Origin of the sequence: Desulfosarcina alkanivorans, assembly GCF_009688945.1 — a bacterium.
GTDB lineage: Bacteria > Desulfobacterota > Desulfobacteria > Desulfobacterales > Desulfosarcinaceae > Desulfosarcina > Desulfosarcina alkanivorans.
Map to the genome: position 1 here is coordinate 3674012 of NZ_AP021874.1, position 20005 is coordinate 3694016.

Annotated in this window: 21 protein-coding genes; 3 read left to right on the top strand and 18 right to left on the bottom strand. The window is 60.0% G+C overall.

What is annotated here, in order from left to right; translation table 11 throughout:
• Positions 1 to 17 precede the first annotated feature (17 nt).
• From DSCA_RS16160 to DSCA_RS16185, 6 genes are all read right to left on the bottom strand, one after another.
• A complete protein-coding gene (locus DSCA_RS16160) occupies positions 18 to 773 on the bottom strand; it encodes an ABC transporter permease (RefSeq protein WP_155317405.1) in 756 nt (251 codons plus the stop codon).
• A gap of 9 nt (positions 774 to 782) precedes the next feature.
• The gene (locus DSCA_RS16165; protein ID WP_155317406.1) at positions 783 to 1922 is read right to left on the bottom strand and encodes an ABC transporter ATP-binding protein; all 1140 of its coding nucleotides are present in this window, start codon (positions 1920 to 1922) and stop codon (positions 783 to 785) included.
• Entirely contained in the window at positions 1919 to 2581 is a 663-nt protein-coding gene (locus tag DSCA_RS16170; protein WP_155317407.1) for an ABC transporter permease, read from the bottom strand. The genes DSCA_RS16165 and DSCA_RS16170 overlap by 4 nt, the downstream gene beginning before the upstream one ends.
• Positions 2582 to 2730: 149 nt before the next feature.
• Entirely contained in the window at positions 2731 to 3357 is a 627-nt protein-coding gene (locus DSCA_RS16175) for a corrinoid protein (protein WP_155317408.1), read from the bottom strand.
• A gap of 13 nt (positions 3358 to 3370) precedes the next feature.
• A complete protein-coding gene (locus DSCA_RS16180) occupies positions 3371 to 4828 on the bottom strand; it encodes a trimethylamine methyltransferase family protein (protein ID WP_155317409.1) in 1458 nt (485 codons plus the stop codon).
• Between the two features lie 67 nt (positions 4829 to 4895).
• Positions 4896 to 5066 (bottom strand): hypothetical protein, encoded by a 171-nt coding sequence (locus DSCA_RS16185; RefSeq protein WP_174783991.1) that lies wholly within the window; start codon positions 5064 to 5066, stop codon positions 4896 to 4898.
• A 478-nt stretch (positions 5067 to 5544) separates the two neighbouring features.
• Between DSCA_RS16185 and DSCA_RS16190 the strand changes: the two genes are divergently transcribed.
• The gene (locus DSCA_RS16190) at positions 5545 to 6438 is read left to right on the top strand and encodes a MurR/RpiR family transcriptional regulator (RefSeq protein WP_155317410.1); all 894 of its coding nucleotides are present in this window, start codon (positions 5545 to 5547) and stop codon (positions 6436 to 6438) included.
• A 175-nt stretch (positions 6439 to 6613) separates the two neighbouring features.
• On the opposite strand, the gene DSCA_RS16195 is transcribed toward DSCA_RS16190, so the two are convergent.
• The 3 genes from DSCA_RS16195 to DSCA_RS16205 form a co-directional block, all read right to left on the bottom strand.
• On the bottom strand, positions 6614 to 8647 hold the full coding sequence (locus DSCA_RS16195) for a methyl-accepting chemotaxis protein (protein WP_167527809.1): 2034 nt from the start codon (positions 8645 to 8647) through the stop codon (positions 6614 to 6616).
• Between the two features lie 100 nt (positions 8648 to 8747).
• On the bottom strand, positions 8748 to 9650 hold the full coding sequence (locus DSCA_RS16200) for a phosphate/phosphite/phosphonate ABC transporter substrate-binding protein (protein WP_155317412.1): 903 nt from the start codon (positions 9648 to 9650) through the stop codon (positions 8748 to 8750).
• A 468-nt stretch (positions 9651 to 10118) separates the two neighbouring features.
• On the bottom strand, positions 10119 to 10976 hold the full coding sequence (locus DSCA_RS16205) for a hypothetical protein (protein WP_155317413.1): 858 nt from the start codon (positions 10974 to 10976) through the stop codon (positions 10119 to 10121).
• A gap of 295 nt (positions 10977 to 11271) precedes the next feature.
• Between DSCA_RS16205 and DSCA_RS16210 the strand changes: the two genes are divergently transcribed.
• Positions 11272 to 11496: a hypothetical protein gene (locus tag DSCA_RS16210; RefSeq protein WP_155317414.1), complete on the top strand. Its 225-nt coding sequence runs from the start codon at positions 11272 to 11274 to the stop codon at positions 11494 to 11496.
• Between the two features lie 76 nt (positions 11497 to 11572).
• On the opposite strand, the gene DSCA_RS16215 is transcribed toward DSCA_RS16210, so the two are convergent.
• Positions 11573 to 11794 (bottom strand): hypothetical protein, encoded by a 222-nt coding sequence (locus tag DSCA_RS16215; RefSeq protein ID WP_197904607.1) that lies wholly within the window; start codon positions 11792 to 11794, stop codon positions 11573 to 11575.
• Between the two features lie 9 nt (positions 11795 to 11803).
• Between DSCA_RS16215 and DSCA_RS31995 the strand changes: the two genes are divergently transcribed.
• The gene (locus DSCA_RS31995; protein ID WP_167527532.1) at positions 11804 to 11968 is read left to right on the top strand and encodes a hypothetical protein; all 165 of its coding nucleotides are present in this window, start codon (positions 11804 to 11806) and stop codon (positions 11966 to 11968) included.
• On the opposite strand, the gene DSCA_RS16220 is transcribed toward DSCA_RS31995, so the two are convergent.
• From DSCA_RS16220 to nuoH, 8 genes are all read right to left on the bottom strand, one after another.
• On the bottom strand, positions 11965 to 12438 hold the full coding sequence (locus tag DSCA_RS16220; RefSeq protein ID WP_231716199.1) for a hypothetical protein: 474 nt from the start codon (positions 12436 to 12438) through the stop codon (positions 11965 to 11967). The genes DSCA_RS31995 and DSCA_RS16220 overlap by 4 nt on opposite strands.
• A gap of 117 nt (positions 12439 to 12555) precedes the next feature.
• The gene (locus tag DSCA_RS16225; protein ID WP_155317415.1) at positions 12556 to 13971 is read right to left on the bottom strand and encodes an NADH-quinone oxidoreductase subunit N; all 1416 of its coding nucleotides are present in this window, start codon (positions 13969 to 13971) and stop codon (positions 12556 to 12558) included.
• Positions 13968 to 15443, bottom strand: a complete 1476-nt coding sequence (locus DSCA_RS16230) for a complex I subunit 4 family protein (protein WP_155317416.1) — start codon at positions 15441 to 15443, stop codon at positions 13968 to 13970. Before DSCA_RS16230 ends, DSCA_RS16225 begins: the two co-directional genes overlap by 4 nt.
• Positions 15444 to 15445: 2 nt before the next feature.
• Complete coding sequence (locus tag DSCA_RS16235; protein ID WP_155320455.1) at positions 15446 to 17344, bottom strand: NADH-quinone oxidoreductase subunit 5 family protein; 1899 nt, start codon at positions 17342 to 17344, stop codon at positions 15446 to 15448.
• A 2-nt stretch (positions 17345 to 17346) separates the two neighbouring features.
• A complete protein-coding gene (gene nuoK, locus DSCA_RS16240) occupies positions 17347 to 17667 on the bottom strand; it encodes an NADH-quinone oxidoreductase subunit NuoK (protein ID WP_155317417.1) in 321 nt (106 codons plus the stop codon).
• Entirely contained in the window at positions 17664 to 18191 is a 528-nt protein-coding gene (locus tag DSCA_RS16245) for an NADH-quinone oxidoreductase subunit J family protein (RefSeq protein WP_155317418.1), read from the bottom strand. Before DSCA_RS16245 ends, nuoK begins: the two co-directional genes overlap by 4 nt.
• A gap of 15 nt (positions 18192 to 18206) precedes the next feature.
• Positions 18207 to 18791 (bottom strand): NADH-quinone oxidoreductase subunit NuoI, encoded by a 585-nt coding sequence (gene nuoI / locus DSCA_RS16250; RefSeq protein ID WP_269434602.1) that lies wholly within the window; start codon positions 18789 to 18791, stop codon positions 18207 to 18209.
• Between the two features lie 224 nt (positions 18792 to 19015).
• Positions 19016 to 20005: an NADH-quinone oxidoreductase subunit NuoH gene (nuoH, locus tag DSCA_RS16255; protein WP_155317419.1), complete on the bottom strand. Its 990-nt coding sequence runs from the start codon at positions 20003 to 20005 to the stop codon at positions 19016 to 19018.

The window sequence follows — 20005 nt, forward strand, 5'->3', positions numbered from 1 at the left end:
ATCCTCCTTCATAAGAGTTATTCGTTTGCAAACCGTTGCGGGTTTACGCCTCTGGGCAACAGCCAGAACTGAATTTTCGACAAAATAAAATCCGTCAGAATCGCCAGCACGGCGACCGATAAGGACCCGATCAGCAAGGAATTGAATTCATTGAGTTGAATCCCGGTAAAGATATACTCCCCCAGGCTGTCGGCAGCGATCAGGGTGATCAGGGGGCTGGTGCCGACATTCAAGGCAAAACCGGTTCGAATACCGGCGGAAATGACATAAAGGGCGTTCGGAATTTGTACTTTCCACAGGATTTGCTGATCGGTCATGCCCTGACCCCGTGCGGCCTCGATCATATGTTCCGGAACTTCGCTGATCCCCTGGTAGGTGTTCCTGACCACTGGCAGAATGGTGACGGTGGCCAGACCGATAAACGCCGATTTGAAGCCAAGTCCGGTCAGGGTCATGATAATGGCCAGGATGGCCAGCGTGGGCACGGCAGAGAGAATATTGAACCCCTGGGCGAATAGTTCCGCATACCGCTTGAACCACGGTCTCGTCATCAGGATACCGGAACCGATGCCCAGCAGGGACGCCGTGATGCCTGAAGAAAAGACGATGGCAATATTCTGTCTGAGCAGATAGATCCAGTCCTCATAGGTGTCCCGAAACTCCTGAATCAATCCGGTCGATTCCGAAAAGACACCGGCCAGATACACCACGCCGATCAGGATATACAGAAACAGCGTCTTGCTTCTCCTTATGAGTTGTATGGCGGTGTTCATGAATCCATCCTATGTGATTGTGTCGCCTCGTTTGCGGGGGACCTCACCCAGCAGGCTGGCAATGGTGTGCTGGGTGAGGTAACCCTTGTAGGCACCGTCATCGTCCACCACCGGCAGCCAATCGCTTGCATGGGAGTACATTTGTGATACGGCATCGTGCAGGCTGTCGTTTTCATGGATCGTGCCGGGTATCGGATCGATGTACTCATTGACAATACCGCTTTGGTCTCCACGTATCTCTTCTTTGGTGATGTATCCCTGTGCACGGCCCCGCGGCCCGACCATGACCGCGATATGGGCATTGTGGCTGCGCATCTTCTCGGCCACCTTATCCAGCGGCTCGTCGGATTGGACAGCCATTCGAAAGGGCATGATCGCTTCGGATACGGAGATGAGCTTGAGCCGTTTCAGGGCGCGGTCCGTACCGACAAAATCTTTGACAAACCGGTTTGCCGGGTTCGCCAGGATTTCATCGGGCGTATCGCACTGCTCGAGAATGCCCTCCCGGAAAATGGCAATTTTATCTCCCATTTTGATGGCTTCATCGATGTCATGGCTGACAAACAGAACGGTTTTGCCCAGTTCGGCATTCAACTTCAAGAATTCGTCCTGAATGACGGCACGGTTGATCGGGTCGATGGCACCGAACGGCTCGTCCATCAGCATGACAGGCGGGTCGGCGGCCAGTGCCCGGATCACCCCGATGCGCTGCTGCTGGCCGCCTGACAGTTCCCTGGGGTAGCGCTTCAAAAAAATAGTTGCGTCAAGGTTGACCATCTCCATCAAGTCCCGCGCCTTTTCCCGGCTTTTCTGCTTGTCCATTTTCAGCAGATCCGGCACCACGCAGATGTTGTCTTCGATGGTCATATTGGGAAACAGGCCGATCTGCTGAATCACATAGCCGATTTTCCGCCGCAATGTGATGGGATCAAGATCGTCCGTATCCTTGCCGTCAATATAGATTTTCCCGGACGTCTTGGGGATCAGTTTGTTGATCATTTTCAAGGCCGTGGTTTTCCCGCACCCCGACGGCCCCAGAAAAATACAGATCTCACCCTTGCCGACGTCCATGGAAACATTGTTGGCCGCAATGACCGGCTCTTTTCCCGGCACCTCGAAATGTTTGGTCAGATTTTCAAGTCGAATCATGGCGTCGCCTCACTCAGTCCTTTAGGAGTCAGCAGTTTTTGTATGAATAGAAAGAGGTAGTCCGCAATGATCGCCAGCAGGGAAACCGCGACCGCACCGACAATCAGCTTGGTGCCGTCGGTACCGGTAATCCCCTCATTGATAATGGTGCCCAGACCGCCCGCTCCGATATAGACCGCAATGGTGGCCACGGCGATGTTCATCACCACGGCCATCCTGACCCCGGCCATAATCACGGGCACCGCAAGGGGGATTTCAACCCTGGCAAGGCGCTGCCAGTCACTCATGCCCATGCCTTTGGCCGCTTCACGGAGTGCGGGATCGATATTGTTGATCGCGGTATACGTATTACGGATAATCGGCAATTGAGAATACAGGAAAATGGCGATGGCCGCCGGCCAGAATCCGATACCGCGGTTGACCAGCGACAGCAGCGGAATCATCAGGCCGAACATCGCCACGGAGGGGATGGTGATGATCACCGAGGCGACATATAACACCGCATCCGCCAGCTTCTTGTCCCTGGTGATGAGTATCCCCAGCGGCACGCCGGTCAGGATCGCCACACCCACCGATATGCTCACCAGATAAAGATGTTCCATGGTCAGCTTGATAATGGTGGGATAATTACTTCCGAGATATCGGATAATTTCTTCCATCAAGCACCTGCTGGGGGTTGTCTTTTGGTGTCGGCCGTTATGGATTCGTGCGTTTTCTCCGGTTTGCCGCTTTTCGCCTCAACACCGGTTGCCGGCAGCGGCGCCATCACCGATACGACCTGGCGCCGCCCTTGCTTGGGTTGCCCTGATCAGAAGGCAATCAGCTGCCGCGCGGTCTCCACGGCTCCCGGGGCGTCCGCGCTGTAGCCATCCGCACCGATCTGGTCGACGAAGGCCTGGGTCACCGGTGCACCGCCGACAATGACCCGGGTGGCCATGCCGGCTTCCCGGACCGCCTTGACCGTACTCTCCATGGCCGGCATCGTGGTGGTCAGCAGGGCTGACAGGGCAATGACGTCAGCTTTTTTCTCCACGGCCGTCCGGACGAAAGCCTCACTGTCCACGTCCACCCCCAGGTCAACCACCTCGAAGCCGGCCCCTTCCATCATCATGGCCACCAGGTTTTTGCCGATGTCGTGCAGGTCCCCCTTGACCGTACCGATAACGATGGTGCCCCTGGACCCTGTGGTTTCGTTGGAAAGCAGCGGTTTGAGCAGTTCCATACCGGCCTTCATGGCCTGGGCGGCCATGAGCATCTCCGGAACGAAGAGTTCGCCGGCGCTGAAGCGTTCACCCACCTCATCCATGGCGCTGATCAGACCGTCGTTCAATATGGTGTCGACGGACGTTCCCGCATCGAGTTCCTTTTGGGTCAATATTTTTGTTCCGGCATCGTCGAAACCCATCACGGCCTGAAAAATGTCCCGTACTGCCATTTTTCTTCTCCTTTCAATGATCCAGCAGGATGTTGAATTTTTGCCGGATGGCGACATCGACGTCTGCAGGGATATGGGGCGCCTCCGGAGCCTCCAGGATTTTACGGGCAATGGCCTTGGCCCGCTCGCGGGCATCCTGGCAGCCGCCCTGCTCCCATTGATGGCGACTCCTGCTGTCTGTCACCCCGTTTCCCTGAAAGTACTCACTGCGCATATATTTCATGGTGTGGGGCGACATCATGAAATTGCCGGCCGGCCCCACCGTGTCGATAACGTCCAGGGCCAGATGGTCGGCGTCCACATCGATCCCCTTGAGCACCTTGCAGGACATGCCGATGATCTCGTCGTCCATAACGAATTGCTCAGGAGCCACCGTGAGCATGGACTCGAGCATGCCGGCGCTGTGGTGCATGTAGTTGGAACCGCCCATGGCCCCCAGCAGGATGGTCATGGCCTTTTCCCATCCGGCCTGTGCATCGGGCAGCTTGGCATCGGTCAACCCGGCGGAGTTGTAGTTGGGAATATTGATGTGGGCAGCCATCTGATGGATGGCCGCATTCATCATGCCGCATTCCACGCCACCGCCCAGATAGCCCATGGTGGTCATGTTGGCCATGCCCGGAATACCGCCGTAGAGCAGGGGCGCACCGGATCGGGTCAACTGGCAGAGGGTAATGCCGGCCAGTTGCTCGGCGTGCAGCTGGGCCAGGGTGCCGGCCATGGTCATGGGGCCGGTGGAGCCGGACATGGGCGCGGCCGACAGGGCCACGGGAATGCCCTGGCGGTTGCATTCCTGCATGATGCGCGTGGACTGGGTGCACAGCTTCAGGGGTGAAATGGCAAAGGACGTGATAATCGATATAAACGGTTTGCCCTGCAGCTGCGCCGTCCCGCCGGCCAGCATGGCGGCCATGTCGATGATGCGATGCAGGCCGGCCTCATCGTTGACCCCGCTCATGACGTGCTTGCCGGTGGCCTTGAGACAGGCGTAGAACATGTTCACGTCGTAGTCGGCCTCGGGAATATCCGTGGGAATGCAGGGACGCAGGAAAAAGTGAATGTGGTCGAGCCGGTCCACCAGCCGTCCGAGGTCGTAAAGGTCCTTGAGGGTGGACGACCGTGGCAGGCCGGTTTCCATGTCCAGAATTTTGACCGCGGCGCCGCCGGTGCCCAGGTGAACCCTGTCTTCGGTCAGGTCCAGGTCGTTTTTTCCGTCGCGTGCGTGCAGGATCACCTGAGCGGGAGCCTTGGCAATCTCCTCGAGGACCAGCTCACGGGAAAACCGGATCCGTTTGATCTCACGGTCCACCGTGGCACCCGCGTCGGCCAGCATGTCTATCGTTTCGTCCAAACCGGACTCATAGGCGATACCGGTCTTTTCGAGGATGGTCAGTGATGCGTTGTGGATAGTGTCAATGCCTTCGGGCGACAAAGGTTTGTAAATGCCGCCGCTGAGACCCTTCGAGTTCATTCTTTTCTCCTGTTGGTTTCATTAAAAGGCCGGTGGATGCTTTCCATCGGCAATCGCAAAGATCGGGTTACCCGTCAACCATCCCGGCCCGGAAGGCCCTGGGCTTGACGTTGTTCTTCAGCAGGCCGCCCACCAGTTCGTCGGCGATGCGCATGCGATCGCCCACCGTCTGGGGCACACCGTCATCGCTCATGCACAGGGCGATGACCTTCAGGTCCGTATCGGTGGTGATGGGCATGGTGTGAGACTCCTGTTTTCCGTTGCCGTTTTGCGTATATCGGAGGTCGGTCTAACCGGTGTTTCAGTTCTCCGCATTCGGAAATCAGGCTGAGAAACTGGGCGGTCCGGCTTCGGCCATGGCAATTCTGCCGGCTGAACCGTCTGACGGCCAAAAACGAATTGTATCTATTCATATCAAATGAAATTTTCCATTTCATGCAAAACAGTCGAAGTCAATAAAAAAATACGATTCAGTCTAATTTCATCGAACGGGGACTCGCGCAAATTGCGTTACAGGGCTCTCAATTGTTATGAAAAAATAAAAAATTTTAGCGTCTTGATCGGATCCTGAAAACACTTGGATTAAATGGTTGTGTTTTCGGCACCGCCTGTGGTTAGGTATCAAAAAAAGTCAATTGAAAGAAATGTTAGCGGGGCGGCAATGAAAGAGCTCATTTCTTTGAAAGCTTTTCAATCTTTTTTGGGTGGAGGTATTTGTGACAACACCTGATCTGCATCCCCTGATCGAAAAAATTTCGGCAAGTATCGAAGCCCTCACGCCCAAAGGGCGCATTCTGGGCGAGTTCATCATATCCCAGCCACGCAAAGCGGTGTTCATGACCACCAAGGAACTGGCCGAGGCGTGCGAGGTGAGCGAGGCCACCGTGGTGCGCTTCGTGGCCGGCATCGGCTACGATCGCTACAGCGATTTCCAGCAGGCCCTGCGGGATTTCGTGGACACGGAACTGACCCTGCTGGACCGGCTGGACATCGCCGACATGCAGGCGCCCGGCGCCGTTCGTTTCCGGCGCACCGTGGCCGAGGAGATCGACAATCTCCAGCAGCTGTACAACGCCCTGGACGTCGACGCCATGGAGGCAGTGGTGGATGTTCTGGATCGCCGGGTGCCGGTTCACGTGATCGGATCGCGGCTCTCCTTTACCCTGGCCTATTATATGGGATGGGCCCTGACCAAGGTGCGCGACAACATTCGTATCATGAAGGGCAGCGACCGCACCACCATCGATTGGCTGACCATCGCACCGGCGGACAGCGTTGTCGTGATCGTCGCCACCTCCCGCTACCCCAACGAGCTGATTCGCCTGGGCAAGCTGGTCAAACGCCTGGGACAGACCCTGGTGGTGATCACCGACAGCGCCACCTGCCCGGTGCTTCAATTCGCCGACCACCACCTGATCGCCGCTGCCAAACACATCCCCTATTTAGGAAGCCCGACCCCCATGTCCTGTCTGATCAACTATCTGGTCCACGAACTGGCCAGCCGGCAGGGCGAGGCCCTGAAGGTGCACCAGGCCAGGCTGGAGCAATCCTACTGGGAAAACGATGTGCTGTTCAATATGAAGGACCTCGAGGGCCGGACGCCGGAATGAGCGGGGTAACGGGATGCCTCGGCCACCCATTGAGCGATTGGCCGGCGGGCGTCCCGCGGCCAATCGTCCTCCGGGTGACACAGAACGAACCGGTTTAAAGGGGGCCGGTCAAACGACGCTCAGGATGAGACGGCGGGGCAAGGACGGGGGTGCCGGTCCGTGACGCACGAACGGATCATGCGTCAGCCTGCAAAGAACGCACCTGGTCATCATCCGCCACCTTGAACCCGCCGATCAGTTCCTGCAGGACTTCAGCCATTTCAAACAGCTTGGCCGCACTGGTGTTCACCTGGTTGCTGCTGGAAGCCATCTGGCCGGCCTCCTGGTTGACAACGGCAATATCCGCGGCCATATCGCCGGCGACAGTGGTTCCCTGGGTGATGCTTTCATTGACCAGCTGGATACCCTGGGACGCCTGCCCGACATTCTGGGCAATCTCACGGGTGGTGGCGGATTGCTCTTCGACCGCGGTGGCGATGGCGATCACCGTCTGGCTCACCTCTTCGATCACGCCGCTGATACGGCCGATGTCATCGACCGTCTCTCCTGTGGACTGCTGGATGCCGGTAATTTTTTCACGAATGTCCTGGGTGGCATCGGCGGTCTGGCGAGCCAGGTCCTTGATCTCGTTGGCCACCACGGCAAACCCTTTTCCGGCATCGCCGGCACGGGCCGCTTCGATGGTCGCATTGAGGGCCAGCAGGTTGGTCTGTTCGGAAATTTCCGTGATGACCTCGGTGACCTTCCCGATGGCCGAAGCGGCCTGGCCAAGGGTATGAACCTTGGCGGACGTACGGCTGACCTGGGAGACCGCCTGATCCGCGGTGGCCTTGGCATTATTGGAATGACGGGCGATGTCGGCGATGCGGGTGCTCATCTCTTCCGCAGCCGCGGCAACCATGTTCATATTGGTGGCCGCCTGTCCGCTGGCACCGGCCACGGAAACCATGTTGGCACTCATCTCCTCGGCTGCCGCCGACACGGTGTTGGATCGGTCGGACATGGCGTTGGCCCCGGTGGACATGTGCTCCGATATGGAGGTCAACTCGTTGGACGATGCGGTGACGGTACCCGTATTTTTGGCCACTTCTCCAATGATTTTCTGCAGCTTGTCCATGAACAGGTTGAACCAGGATGCCAGTTGGCCCACCTCGTCCCGGCTTTTGACATCCAGCCGGGTGCACAGGTCGCCTTCCCCCTGGGCGATTTCCGCCAGGCGCCCGGCGACATGTTCCACCGGCTTGATCAGCAGATGCACCACCAGCAGCATCACGCAGCCCAGCAGGATCAATCCGCAGACCAGTCCTGCCGCCAGGACCGTGGTGCGGGTGCTGCGCACGACGTTCATGCTGGTCTCGCCGATCCCTTCGATGGTTGCCTGGATCAGGTCCCGGTTTTTGCCCGCTATTTTCTGGACCGCCGCACCGATGTCCGCGACCACCACGCCGGATTCCTGCTCCAGGGTGTCGGCAATCGATGCGGCATTGTTCCGGGCCAGGAGCTCGAAACGACCGGTCATCTGCGCCAGGGTCTGGTTCATCATCGATTTGTCGATGCACACCAGTGCGTGGCCCAGGGCCGTGCCTTCGGCGACGATGGCCTTCTTGACGATGAACACGGAGGAATCCTTGGATGCGGCGGACAACACCTTATCGATTTTTTTCTTGCCGCTGCCCGTTTGAAGATACCCCTTGATCTTTGTATTTTTTTTATCGACATAGCGGGTATAGGGCTTTCCGCCAGGCCGGAGATACAAGGCAAAAACGACGTTGTCCGCGTTGGCGGCCGACTTGGCATAGGTCACCAGATCGGTGTAGCTGTTGGTCAAAATGGCCTTGGGCGCCACCTGGGCGAGCAGGGCCACCAGGCTGTCCGCATTTTTACGCAGCTGGGCTTCCCATTCCCTGGCTACCTGGGCCCCCTCCTTGTCCAGCGCCTGACGGGTCTGCAGCGACAGGTCCTCGCTGGTGGACTGGGCCATGGCTGCCATGGTCTGGTGCACCTGTTCGCCAACGCGGGCAAAATCCTTTTGCATGTCCGCATCGGAGGCGTCCAGGCTGGCGCCGAGTTGGGCACACATCTTTTTGAGCGAACGTTCCTGTATGCCGGCTACCGAGAAGGCCAGCAGCACAAAGGACAGGAAGAGGATCAGCGTTACCGGCGCCAATATCTTGATGCGCAGATTCTGATTGTTGAGTAGACGTTTCAAAACCATTCCTCCAGTTCGTCTGCTGGGCAGCCGGCGGCGGTCGGCTGCCCAGGTGGCATCGGCGAATGCGGGTCGATCGCCTTCGCACAGAGGCCGGGTATTATTGGGCCGTCGCGTAGGCGCCGATTTTAAGGGATGCCTGCAGGTTTTCAATGGGCCCGTAGTCCAGGGCGTCCACCCAACCGACGACTTTGGCCTTTTTGGCGGCCTCATCCGCTGGTTTCAACGCCTTGAGCGCGACAACGACCTGGTCGGCGATGGCCGCCGGGGTGGATGCCACTTTGGCCAGCGGCCATTCCGGGTAGAGCGTGGTGCTGCACAGAAAGGGAAAATCGGCATGCGCTTTCGGCGTGATCAGTTTGAACTCCTCCAGATCGATTTCGCCGGCGGCGGCCATGCGCTCCATCGTGTCGGTCCTTACCGTGCCGGCATCCACCGCCTCGTTCATGACGGCATACACCACGTTGTCGTGCTTGCCGCCGAATTCGAGCTTGGCAAAATCGCTCTGCGGGTCGATGCCGGCATCGAGGATCTCCTTGTAGGCCATCTGCCAACCGCCGAAGGACGATTGTTTGACCGCCATGAAGGTTTTGCCTTTCAGATCGGCCAGGCTGTTGATATCATCGTTTTCGGCAGTGGTCAGAATCACGCCGCCAAAGGATTTCAACGGCTGCCCCTGACGGGAGTTGACCATGGTCGCGATGGCCGTGGCCCCGAACTTCACCTTCGCGGTGACGAACATGGAGGAGTTGACCAGAAAAAAATCGACCTTGCCGGCTTCAACGGCCGGGTTGACGTCGTCAAAACCCAGGGGAACGACTTCAAACGTATGCCCTGAAATGGCCTGGGAGAGGTAATCCCCGGTGGTCTTCCACTTGGCCAGTGCCTTGACCGGTCCATTTTTGGCCAGTACGCCGATTTTATAATTTTCGCCGAAAACGACCCCTGTTCCGGCCATGAAAAAAAACAGCACCAACATAAGTTTACAGAAACTGACTTTCATGCCATCCTCCTGTCAATCGAATTAACAAATACGCCAATGGACCTTTCCATATGTCCCGGTGGCCACCCGAAAAATGAGTTTCCATGCATCTTTATTATGACCATAGTCTCTTTTGCCTGTGTTTAAGGAACACTATCGGCAGCGATGGCGGGTTCTTTAAATAAAACCTCATCGATCTTCAATTTTCAGGGTGGAAACCTGCTTCGCATGGTGGCAGGCCCTCTCCTCCCGGCAGGGAGGCATGGCCGGGCGGGGGCCTCTGAATCCGTTTCAGCATCACGCCCTGGCAGGCAATGGTGAGGGAAATCGTGCAAATTAAGGAAAGAGTAAGTCGCTGAAGAAACCCTTTTGGGAATACAATGCGGCGGTCTACAGGCAAACGAAGGTTAACGGTCATGGGCTGGCAGGATATCCATTGCCGTTTCCAGGCCCCGCCATCATCGTTATGAGCGCCGCCAAACGGACCGCCTACCCCAGGTTGATCAGAACCACCGCCACCCCCGCCAGGGCAAGGAACGCAAAATTAGCCGGGCGCAGCCGTTCACGCCAGACCAGCAGGCTGGCCAGTGTCGTCAATGCAATCACCCCCAGTGCCAGGGTCGGGTAGGCCGTCGCACCCGGCAGATGGGCCAGGGTGCGGATCCAGAAATGCGTGGCCAGAACGTTGGTGAGCCCCAGGACCGCACCCCAGAAAAGGCAGCGCCTGCCGGGCCGGGCGCCTTTGAAAAGCTGGGGAAGGGTGAGAATCAGGGCGGTGGTGAAGATCATGGCCATAAAGCGGTCCGGGTCGGCCAGCGGCGCCAGTTCCGCCTGGACCTTGAAGGTGAAATCGGTCACCCCGTATGCCGCGAATAAAAGCAGCCCCCAGACGATGCCTCCCCATGCCGTTTTTCCGGAAGGGCCGGGGCGCAATGGTTCTTTGCCGGCCAGCGGCAGACAGGCGAATGCCAGGATGAGCCCGGAAAACTGATAACCGTTGGCCGGTTCGGCAAAAAGCAGCAGGGACCCCGCCGTGGGCAGCGCGGCAGACAGGCGCATCAAGGTGGTGGACAGGGCCAGGCCCGCAGCCGATATGGCCCGGTCGAAAAGCCAGAGCGATAGCACGTACATGAAGCCCACAAAGATGCCCAATGACCATAGCAGGGGCGAATCCGTGCCTGGAAGGGGTTGCCAGGCCCCCCGGGCCGCAAGACCGAGACTGCACACCAGATAGTTGACGGCCAGCAATTTCCCCAGCTTCAAGCCCTTGGCGTTGGCGACCTTCATGGTCATGGCCACCCCGCTGGAAAAGGCGATGGCCAGGGCCAGCGATGGGATTGCATTCATGATGTGCCCTGATCTCCTTGACTGTATTGGGGCCGGTGGGCCTTGCTGCCAACCCCGGCACGACCGTTCCCGGATGAAAACCGGCGATGGCCGCAACCGGTTCTTCGGCCTTCGGGCCGCCGCCGTCGACATCACCGCCAGGGGGCGTTGTCACCGCAGCAATAAGCCAGGCCGGACAGAAAGGCAATAGATTGATTTGGTTATCGTTAGCAGGTAGAAAAAACCACTCATCGCGCCGCGCCGGGCCCCAAAAACGAACAGGTACATGAACCCATCCGGCATGGGGCGGGCATTGATGAAAGCCGGCGTGGACGGCCCTGCCATGGAGGAAATCAATAAAATGATAGCCAATGGCGAATCCGCCAATAAAACCATTTTCACCGTGATCAAGGAAAAAGAAATTCTGGACAAAGCCATTGGCCTGGTAAAATCCTTTTGCGGCGATCTCTGTGAGCCGGGCAAGGGCATATTATTTGCTGTGCCACTCGCTTTTGTGGATGGGCTGCCGGAAGAAGCGTGAAAGGCCCGGCACTGCGGACAAGGACCCTGGTCGTGGAAAAAAAGCGGGTCAGGGAAGGATGTCGATGGGCGTTCCGTCAGCGATGAGGGACCAGACCACATCCATGCCTGAATGGTTCAGGGCAATGCATCCGCCGGTCCTGCTCGCTCGGGCAGGAGATGTGGATGAAGGTATAGAACCGGCTTCCTGGATTGCGCCAGTCCATGACATACTGCCCTTCGGGGGTGGGCCATTCGCCCTCCTCCAGCTTGTCCCCTTCGGGCGCGCCGCCCAGGGCAATGGCAAAAGCATACAGCACGCGGTCCCCGTGCATGAGCAGCAGCAGGCGCTCGGGTTTTTGACCACCACCCGGTCCGCTGTGACCACCTGCCACGCCGACACGATTGCCGGCGCCATGACAAAAGCCGACATCGTCAACAATAAAAAAAATGAGCGCACCCTGTTGGGCGCCCTCACCGGCTTGACCGGTTAACGCTTCGGGAAAGCGATTTTAATTTTTTCGCGGCCGTTCTTTTTCTTCACTTTGACCTCGAGGTCGATGCTGCTGTCGCGAATGCCCAGCGCCAGCGCCGTCTTGCCCTTGTCGGCTTCGATGTGGGTCATCTGCCTGAAGGTTTCAAAAATTTCATGGCCCACATCCTTGCCCGGGGAGGGCAGCTCAGCGGGCCGGTATTCGGCGGAGACGGTGATCCGGCCGTCTTCGCTGCGGGAGATGGTGATCTGTTCCGCATTGCTGCCGACCCCGTGCAAAGCGGCCAGGGCAGCCCATTTCAAGGCTGCGCTGCGGGCATCGGGTTCGTCTTTTATCGTCGACATCTCCTTGAGCGGATCTGTCGTTGCGTAGCAATCGCACATGTCCTGAACGTTTTTATGGATACTGCCGGAATCCTTCATGATGGGCCCCCTTATGGTTCGGTGGTCGTCGGGTCGGTCAATGGGCATCAACAACCCCTTTCAATGACAATCGGAAATATTACCATTTGACGGGAAACGTCAACGGCGGCGGAATGGACGGCAACCGGTCCCTATGCGGCGGTCGGCTCCCCCCTGCCGCCTTCGTCATGGCAAGCGCATAACGGCCGCCTGCACCAGGTCCAGCAGGGCCGTGGGATATATGCCGATGCCCACGATCAGGACAATCATGGCCAGGGCCGCCAGGCGGGCGGCCGGGGTCAGGGGGATGGCCGCGGCCGGGCGGTCGGGTTCATCCAGGTAGGCGGCCTTGAGCACCAGCAGGCAGTAGTACAGGGAAACGACGACGTTGGCCATGGCGATGACGACCAGGACCAGATAGCCCTTTTGCATGGCGGCCAGGAATATCATCAGCTTGCCGGCAAAACCGATGGTGGGCGGGATGCCGGCCAGGCTGAACAGGGCCAGCATCAGTGCCAGGGCCAGCAGGGGGCTGCGCCGGTGCAGGCCCGCCAGTTCACTGATCTGCAGGTTGCGGCCGTCATCGGCCACCCGGGTCATGACCATAAAACAGGTGTATTTCATGACCAGCACGGCCGCCCCGTAAAACAGGGCGCCGGCGTACCCGGCCGGTGTCATGCACAGCATGGCCAGCAGCAGGTAGCCGGCATGGGCGACACTGGAAAAGGCCATCAGCCGCTTGAAGTCCCGCTGGGCGATGGCGGCCAGGTTGCCCACGGTCATCGACACCACGGCCATGGCGATCAACCCCCGGGCCAGCATGTCGCCGTTTCCCTGGGCCAGTGAAATCACGCGCAGCAAGACGGCCACGGCAGCCACCTTGGACACGGCGGCAATAAAAGTCGCCACCGGGTTGGGCGCGCCCTCGTATGCGTCGGGGGCCCAGAAGTGGAAGGGAAAGACAGCCAGTTTGAAAAACAGCCCGGCCAGGGTCAGCAGCAGGCCGGTGGCCACCATGGGCTGGCCCATCCTGGGGGGAATCAGATCGATCAGCCGGTCGATGTGCATGGCGCCGGTAGCCCCGTAAACCAGGGCCAGACCGAAAAGCATGATGGCCGACGCACTGGCCCCCACCAGGAAATAGCGCAGGCCCGCAGCCATCCCCAGACGGCCCTCCCGGCGAAGAAAAACCAGGATATACAGCGAGTAGCTGGACAGTTCCAGGGCCAGGACCAGGGCCAGCAGGTGCACCGCCGAGGCCATGAGCGTCATGGCCAGGGTGCAGACGGCCAGCAGAAAAAAGCCTTCAGCGTGGTGCGCGGGTGCAACGCCCTTGAAGTCATCGCACAGGCAGACGACCAGAAAAAAACCGATGGCCAGGAGCACCTTGACCACCTGGGAGAAAAGATCCACGCGGTAGACGCCGTTGAACAGGTCGCCGCCCATCGTGGCACAGGTCAGGCTGGCCGCGACCGTTACGGCGGCCATGGTGACGCCCAGGTGGTAATCCCGCTGCCGGTCCGGCTTCAGGCAGGCCAGCACCAGAAACAGGGCTGCCGCCAGCAGCAGGGTCATTTCGGGAAGGAGCAGGGTCCAGTTCATCTTAATCCTGTCAATTGAACCGTGGCCGTATGGATCATGTCAAACAGCAGGCCCGGGAACAGCCCGAACAAGACGATCACCGACACCAGAATCACGCGGGGCACCGCCAGGGCGGCGGGGATGTCCGTCAGACCGGCGAATTTTTCCAGCGGCGGCCCGTAGCAGGTGTTCTGGACCACCCGCAGCATGAACAGCGCACCCACCGCCAGCGCACCGATGGCCAGCGCACCGGCCACCGGGTAGACCCGCACGCAGGACATGAACACCACCAGTTCGCCCCAGAAGCTGGCCAGGCAGGGAACGCCGATGCCGGTCAGCGCGGCGATAATGAAAAAGGCGCTCGCCCGCGGCATGATCCGGCTCAGCCCGCCCAGTTCGGCGATGGCCTTGGTGTGGGTCCGGTCGTAAATATAGCCCACCGAGGAGAAAAAGAGGGCCGTCATGATGCCGTGGGCAAACATCTGGAACACCGCCCCGTTCATGCCGTCGACGGTCATGGTGGACAGCCCCAAACCGACGATGCCCATGTGCGACACGCTCGAGTAGCCGATCACGTATTTCAGGTCGGTCTGGCTCAGCCCGACGATGGCCCCGTATACAATCCCGCAGACCGCCAGCACGGCCATAAGCGGCGCCCAGAACTGCCAGCCTTCCGGGCACAGGAAGATGCCCACCCGCAGGATGCCGAAGGCACCGATCTTCATCAACACGCCGGCGTGGATCATGGACACCGCCGTGGGTGCGGCCACATGGCCCACCGGCGACCAGGTGTGAAAGGGAAACACGCCGGCCAGGATGCCGAAACCGATGTAGAGCATCAAAAAGGCCAGGCGCTGCTGGGCCGGCGAGAAGCGTTCCCCGTCCATCAGCGTCAGCAGGTCGAAGGTCAGGGTGCTAGCCTGGGACACCAGGTAGACGATGGCCGGCAGGATCAGCGCGCTGCCGGCCAGCAGGTAGAGGGTCAGCTTCATGGCCCCGTACTCCTTGCGCGTGCTTCCCCAGACGGCGATGAGCAGGTACATGGGAAACAGGGAGACATCGAACCATACGAAGATGAAAAACAGGTCCAGGCTCATGAACATGCCGAAGACGCCGGCCACGAGCAGGAACACCAGGGCGAAGAATTCCTTGACCCGCAGCTGCATCTCCCAGCAGGTCAGTACGGCGGTAAAAAAGACGATGCCGGTCAGCAGCAGCATGGGCAGGGCAAAACCGTCCACCGCGTTGAAATAGGCGATACCCAGCGCGGGGATCCATTCCACCCGCTCGGCGAACTGGTAGCCGCCCGCCTGCTGGTCGTAGGCACAGTATAGATAGACGGAGATAACCAGGGTCAGGCCGCTGAACACGGCGCCCACGATTTTAATGGCCTGCGTGTGCCGTCCGGGGATGGACAAAATCACCAGCAGGCCCACGGCGCAGCAGAGCAGCAGGGCCGTCAAAAAGGGGAAATGTGCCAGCTGGTAGGCCATGGTCACCCGCCCCATGCGATAAAGAGAATCAGACCGACAACCGCCGCAAACATCACCATCAGCCGGTACTGGATCATGCCCGCGTGCAGCCAGGCCGCCACCCGGCCCAGGCTGACGGTCGAGCGGCCCAGTCCGTCCACGGCACCGTCAATCACCCGCCGGTCGTTGGCCGCAAACCACCGCGACACCCCCCGGTAGACCAGCGTGTCCAGTAAAAACCGGTAGAACCGGTCCAGGTACCAGCGCTGGCCGAACAGGTCCGCCAGCAGGGGGAAGCGCTCCACCCAGCCGATCCGGCTGGCCTTTGGCCGGCCGAATTCGAACCAGGCCTGCCCGATGGCCACCGCGGCCAGCAGGCAGGCGGCCACGGGCAGCCAGCCGTGGTGGGCCGCCGCCCCCGCCCCGCCGCCGGTGCGGGCCAGAAAATCCTGCAGCGGGGCCTGAAAAAATCCCAGGGCCAGCGTCACCCCCGCCAGACACCACAGCACCACCGCCATGGCCCGGTCGCCCCCGTGGCCCCGATCGCCGTGGCTGTCCGCCGGCGGGGCATCATCCCCACCATCCCGGGGAAACAGGAGAATGAAAATCAGGCGGAACGAGTAGTAGGTGGTCAGAAAAGCGCCCACGGCCGCTGCCAGAAAGGCGACCGGGTGCCCGCTGTCCAGCAGGTGCCCCAGGATCAGTTCCTTGCTGAAAAACCCGGAAAAGGGCGGCAGGCCGGACAGCGCACCGGCCCCCACGATGGTACAGGCGACCGCCGATTTCAGCCGGCGACCGCCCTGCCGCCCGATGGCGGCCATATCGTTGGTATGGCAGTGATGGATAAACACGCCGGCGCTCAGGAACAGCAGGGCCTTGAAACCGGCATGGGTGACCAGGTGGAACACCCCTGCAAACAGGCTGCCGGCGCCCAGTCCCATGAGCATGAACCCCAGCTGGCTGATGGTGGAAAAGGCCCAGACCTGCTTGATGTCACGGGCCACCATGGCCATGGTGGCGGCCAGCAGCATGCTGACCGTGCCGATCGTCAGGCAGACCGCCATGGCTGTCGGCGACAGGGAAAAAAAACCGAACAACCGGGCAAAAAGATAAACACCGGCGGCCACCATGGTGGCCGAATGCAGCAGGGCGCTCACCGGTGTGGGGCCCTCCATGGCGTCGGGCAGCCAGGTGAGCAGCGGGAACTGGGCGCTCTTGCCGACGATGCCGCCGAAGATCAGCAGGGCGGTCAGCGTGGTCATGCCCGGCGACAATTGCGCCGCCACCGCGGCCGGATCAGTCAGCACCGGAATGTCCAGGGTCCCCAGTTGCAGCCAGAGCAGCACCAGCCCCAGCAAAAATGCCACGTCGCCGGTGCGGGTCATCACGAAGGCCTTTTTCCCGGCCTCACTGGCGCTGAATGTGTCGAACCAGAAGCCGATCAGCAGGTAGGAGGCCAGTCCCACCAGTTCCCAGAAAATGTAGAGCTGCAGCAAGGAGCTGGAAACCGTCAGGCTCAGCATGGCCCAGGCGAACAGGGACATGCAGCCGTAATAGCGCCCGAAACCCGGGTCCCCGGCCATGTATCCCAGCGAATAGACCTGGACGAGGAAACTGATCGCGGCCACCACGGTGAACATCAGCAGGCTGGTCGGGTCCAGCAGGATGCCGAGGGGGATCGCCGTCTGTCCGGAAACCACCCAGACGGTCTGGAATACCAGCGGTGCCGGCATCTGCCAGTGCTGGACCAGCAGGGTGACCGCCGCCATCAGGGACAGGCCGGCGGCGCCGATGGAGATAACCGCACTCAGCCGATGGCGCGACCGGGTGGCCACCATGATCACGCCGAAGGCCAGCAGCGGCAGGATCAGGGCCGAAGCCGCAACGATCAGACTGAAGTGAAAAGGGGTCGCGGTGCCCATACTCAAGGGGTTCCTCCCGTTTCGACTGCCGCGTCACCGAGCCCAGGGTCCACCGACCCGGTGCGCCGGTAGACCACCAGAATGGCGGCCAGCCCGACGGACACTTCCGTAGCGGCAATCGCCAGGATAAAAATGACAAACGCCTGCCCTTCCATCTGCTGCCAGTGCAGTGCCGCCCCCACAAAGGCCACCGCCGCCGCATTGAGCATGATTTCGATGGCCAGCAGCATCATGATCAGGTTGCGCCGGGCCAGGATGCCAAACATGCCCAGGGTAAACAGCAGGGCCGACAACAAAAGGATGTGGTTGAGCGGAACGATCACGGCGCCTCCTTTTGCCGGTCAGCGGACGGCGGACGGACCCGGATGCCCAGCACATAAGCGCCCACCAGGGCCACCAGCAGCAGCATGGATGCAATTTCCACGGCCAGCCAGTGGGCCTGGAAGAGGAAGACGCCGAACGTCATCGGCGATGCCTGGGCCGCCGATAGGGGAGCCCATCCCGAGGTGTCCCGGCCCACCAGCACCGTATTGACCAATAAGAAGCCGACACTGATGAAAATAGCCGGCAGCAGCTGCCCGGCCGGAAAGAACATGCCGGGCCTCTTTTTCAGCCGGATCATCATGATCAGGAAGAGAAAAAGCACCATGATCGCGCCGGCATAGATGATAATCTCAAGGGCCGCCAGGAAGGGCGCCCCCAGCAGGTAAAAGAGCATGGCCGTTCCAAAAAAGGACAGCACCAGGTAGAGCACCGCATGGACCATGTTGCGCCGGGTGACGGCCAGCACGGTGGACGCGAGGATCAGCAGGGCGATGGCGTAAAACAAAAGGGTGAGTAGGGACATGGCTCAATCACGATGTCAGGGTAAATTACTTTTCACATTCACCGGCGGCGCCTCACTGGCATGCTCGCCTTTCCCGCGTTGGTCCGTGGTCACGCCGGCATAGTCATAAAAGTTATAGGACGGGTCCTTGCCGCAGCCGTCCACCAGCAGGTCCTTTTTCTCAAACACCAGGGTCAGGATATCGCGCTGCACGTTCTCGAAGTCCGGCGTGAGCTGAATGGCCGACGTGGGACAGGCCTCTTCGCACAGGCCGCAATAGATGCAGCGGCCGAAGTTGATGCGGAACCAGCGGGCGTAGCGCCTTCCGTCCGGCTGTTCGGCACTCTGCATGCTGATGCAGCTGACCGGGCATACCGCCGAGCAGAGGTAGCAGGCCACGCAGCGCTCGCGGCCGTCCGGATCACGGGTCAGCACGATGCGGGCCCGCGAGCGGTCGGGCAGCTGCCGCTTGACCTCCGGATATGACTCGGTGATGGGCTTGCGCCCCAGGTGTCTGGCCGTGGTGGCAAACCCGTCCACCAGCGCCTTGAGGGCCGACCATGCCGAATTCTCATCAGGCTTCAGTGGTTTATGTGCTGTGGTTTTTTTCCTTGGGCCCACTTGGGATCTCCACAGTTTTCATTACTTCGGATCAAGGCCGCAGGATTTTTGTCACCGCCCAGCAAGCCCATCGGGATCTTCGTCAGGCGGTACATCGCGCCATTAAGGGTTCCAAGTGTTTTGGATGGTTCGGGTTCAGATCATTCGGTTTTCCCTCGAATCCTTGACGCCTCGCCCCCTTGCCCCCTCAGGCTACCCCCTGGAGCGAAAGGCGCCGCTTCTCATCACATTGCGAACTGGATGAATGCCCCCGTCACCACAATATTTACCAAAGACACCGGAATCAGCACCTTCCACCCCAGGGCCATGAGCTGATCGTAACGCAGCCGCGGCAGGGTGCCGCGAATCCAGATCATGATCACGGCCACCATGACTATTTTCAGCATCAGCCAGACCACCGGCGGCAGCCACGGCCCGCGCCAGCCCCCCAGAAAAAAGATGGCCGTCAGCGCGCCCAGCACCTGGATATGCACGTATTCTCCCAGAAAAAAGAGGCCGAAACGCATGCCGCTGTATTCGGTGTGAAACCCGGCCCCCAGTTCGTTCTCCGCTTCGGGCAGGTCGAAGGGAATGCGTTTGCTTTCGGCCATGGCGCCGATCACGAAAATGGCGAACGAGACCGGCTGGAGCACGATGAACGGCACGCCGGCCTGGGCATCCACGATGGCTGTCAGGCTGAACGACCCGGCCAGCATCACCACCGGCACCAGCGACAGGCCCAGGGCCAGCTCGTAGCTGATCATCTGGGCCGCACCGCGTATGCCCCCCAGCAGGGCGAACTTGGAGTTGGAGGCCCATCCGCCCAGGGCCACGCCGTAGACGCCCAGCGAGGACAGGGCAAACACGAAAAGCAGCCCCACGTTCAGATCGGTGATCACCATGGGAACGGCGCGGCCAAACACCCTTACATCTGGTCCCAGAGGCACCGCGGCGAACATCAGCATGGCCGTCACGGCCACCACGGCAGGTGCCAGTCGAAAAATGACCCCATCGGCCGCGGCCGGCACGATGTCCTCCTTGGTGAGCAGTTTGACGGCATCGGCGATGGGCTGCAGCAGGCCGAAAATCCCGGCCCGGTTGGGCCCCAGCCGGATCTGCAGCCGGGCCAGCAACTTGCGCTCCAGCCACACCAGGTAGCTGGCCGCCAGCAGCAGGCCGCTGAGCGTCACGGCGATCTTGATAAAAAGAATGGTGAGGCCTAACAAAAAATCCAT

What these genes read in the sequence shown, in the direction of transcription:
- DSCA_RS16160 (WP_155317405.1), bottom strand. Translation starts at nt 773, where the DNA reads ATGAACACCGCCATACAACTCATAAGGAGAAGCAAGACGCTGTTTCTG.
- DSCA_RS16165 (WP_155317406.1), bottom strand. Translation starts at nt 1,922, where the DNA reads ATGATTCGACTTGAAAATCTGACCAAACATTTCGAGGTGCCGGGAAAA.
- DSCA_RS16170 (WP_155317407.1), bottom strand. Translation starts at nt 2,581, where the DNA reads ATGGAAGAAATTATCCGATATCTCGGAAGTAATTATCCCACCATTATC.
- DSCA_RS16175 (WP_155317408.1), bottom strand. Translation starts at nt 3,357, where the DNA reads ATGGCAGTACGGGACATTTTTCAGGCCGTGATGGGTTTCGACGATGCC.
- DSCA_RS16180 (WP_155317409.1), bottom strand. Translation starts at nt 4,828, where the DNA reads ATGAACTCGAAGGGTCTCAGCGGCGGCATTTACAAACCTTTGTCGCCC.
- DSCA_RS16185 (WP_174783991.1), bottom strand. Translation starts at nt 5,066, where the DNA reads ATGCCCATCACCACCGATACGGACCTGAAGGTCATCGCCCTGTGCATG.
- DSCA_RS16200 (WP_155317412.1), bottom strand. Translation starts at nt 9,650, where the DNA reads ATGAAAGTCAGTTTCTGTAAACTTATGTTGGTGCTGTTTTTTTTCATG.
- DSCA_RS16205 (WP_155317413.1), bottom strand. Translation starts at nt 10,976, where the DNA reads ATGAATGCAATCCCATCGCTGGCCCTGGCCATCGCCTTTTCCAGCGGG.
- DSCA_RS16210 (WP_155317414.1), top strand. Translation starts at nt 11,272, where the DNA reads ATGAAAGCCGGCGTGGACGGCCCTGCCATGGAGGAAATCAATAAAATG.
- DSCA_RS16220 (WP_231716199.1), bottom strand. Translation starts at nt 12,438, where the DNA reads ATGCCCATTGACCGACCCGACGACCACCGAACCATAAGGGGGCCCATC.
- DSCA_RS16225 (WP_155317415.1), bottom strand. Translation starts at nt 13,971, where the DNA reads ATGAACTGGACCCTGCTCCTTCCCGAAATGACCCTGCTGCTGGCGGCA.
- DSCA_RS16230 (WP_155317416.1), bottom strand. Translation starts at nt 15,443, where the DNA reads ATGGCCTACCAGCTGGCACATTTCCCCTTTTTGACGGCCCTGCTGCTC.
- DSCA_RS16235 (WP_155320455.1), bottom strand. Translation starts at nt 17,344, where the DNA reads ATGGGCACCGCGACCCCTTTTCACTTCAGTCTGATCGTTGCGGCTTCG.
- DSCA_RS16245 (WP_155317418.1), bottom strand. Translation starts at nt 18,191, where the DNA reads ATGTCCCTACTCACCCTTTTGTTTTACGCCATCGCCCTGCTGATCCTC.
- nuoH (WP_155317419.1), bottom strand. Translation starts at nt 20,005, where the DNA reads ATGGATTTTTTGTTAGGCCTCACCATTCTTTTTATCAAGATCGCCGTG.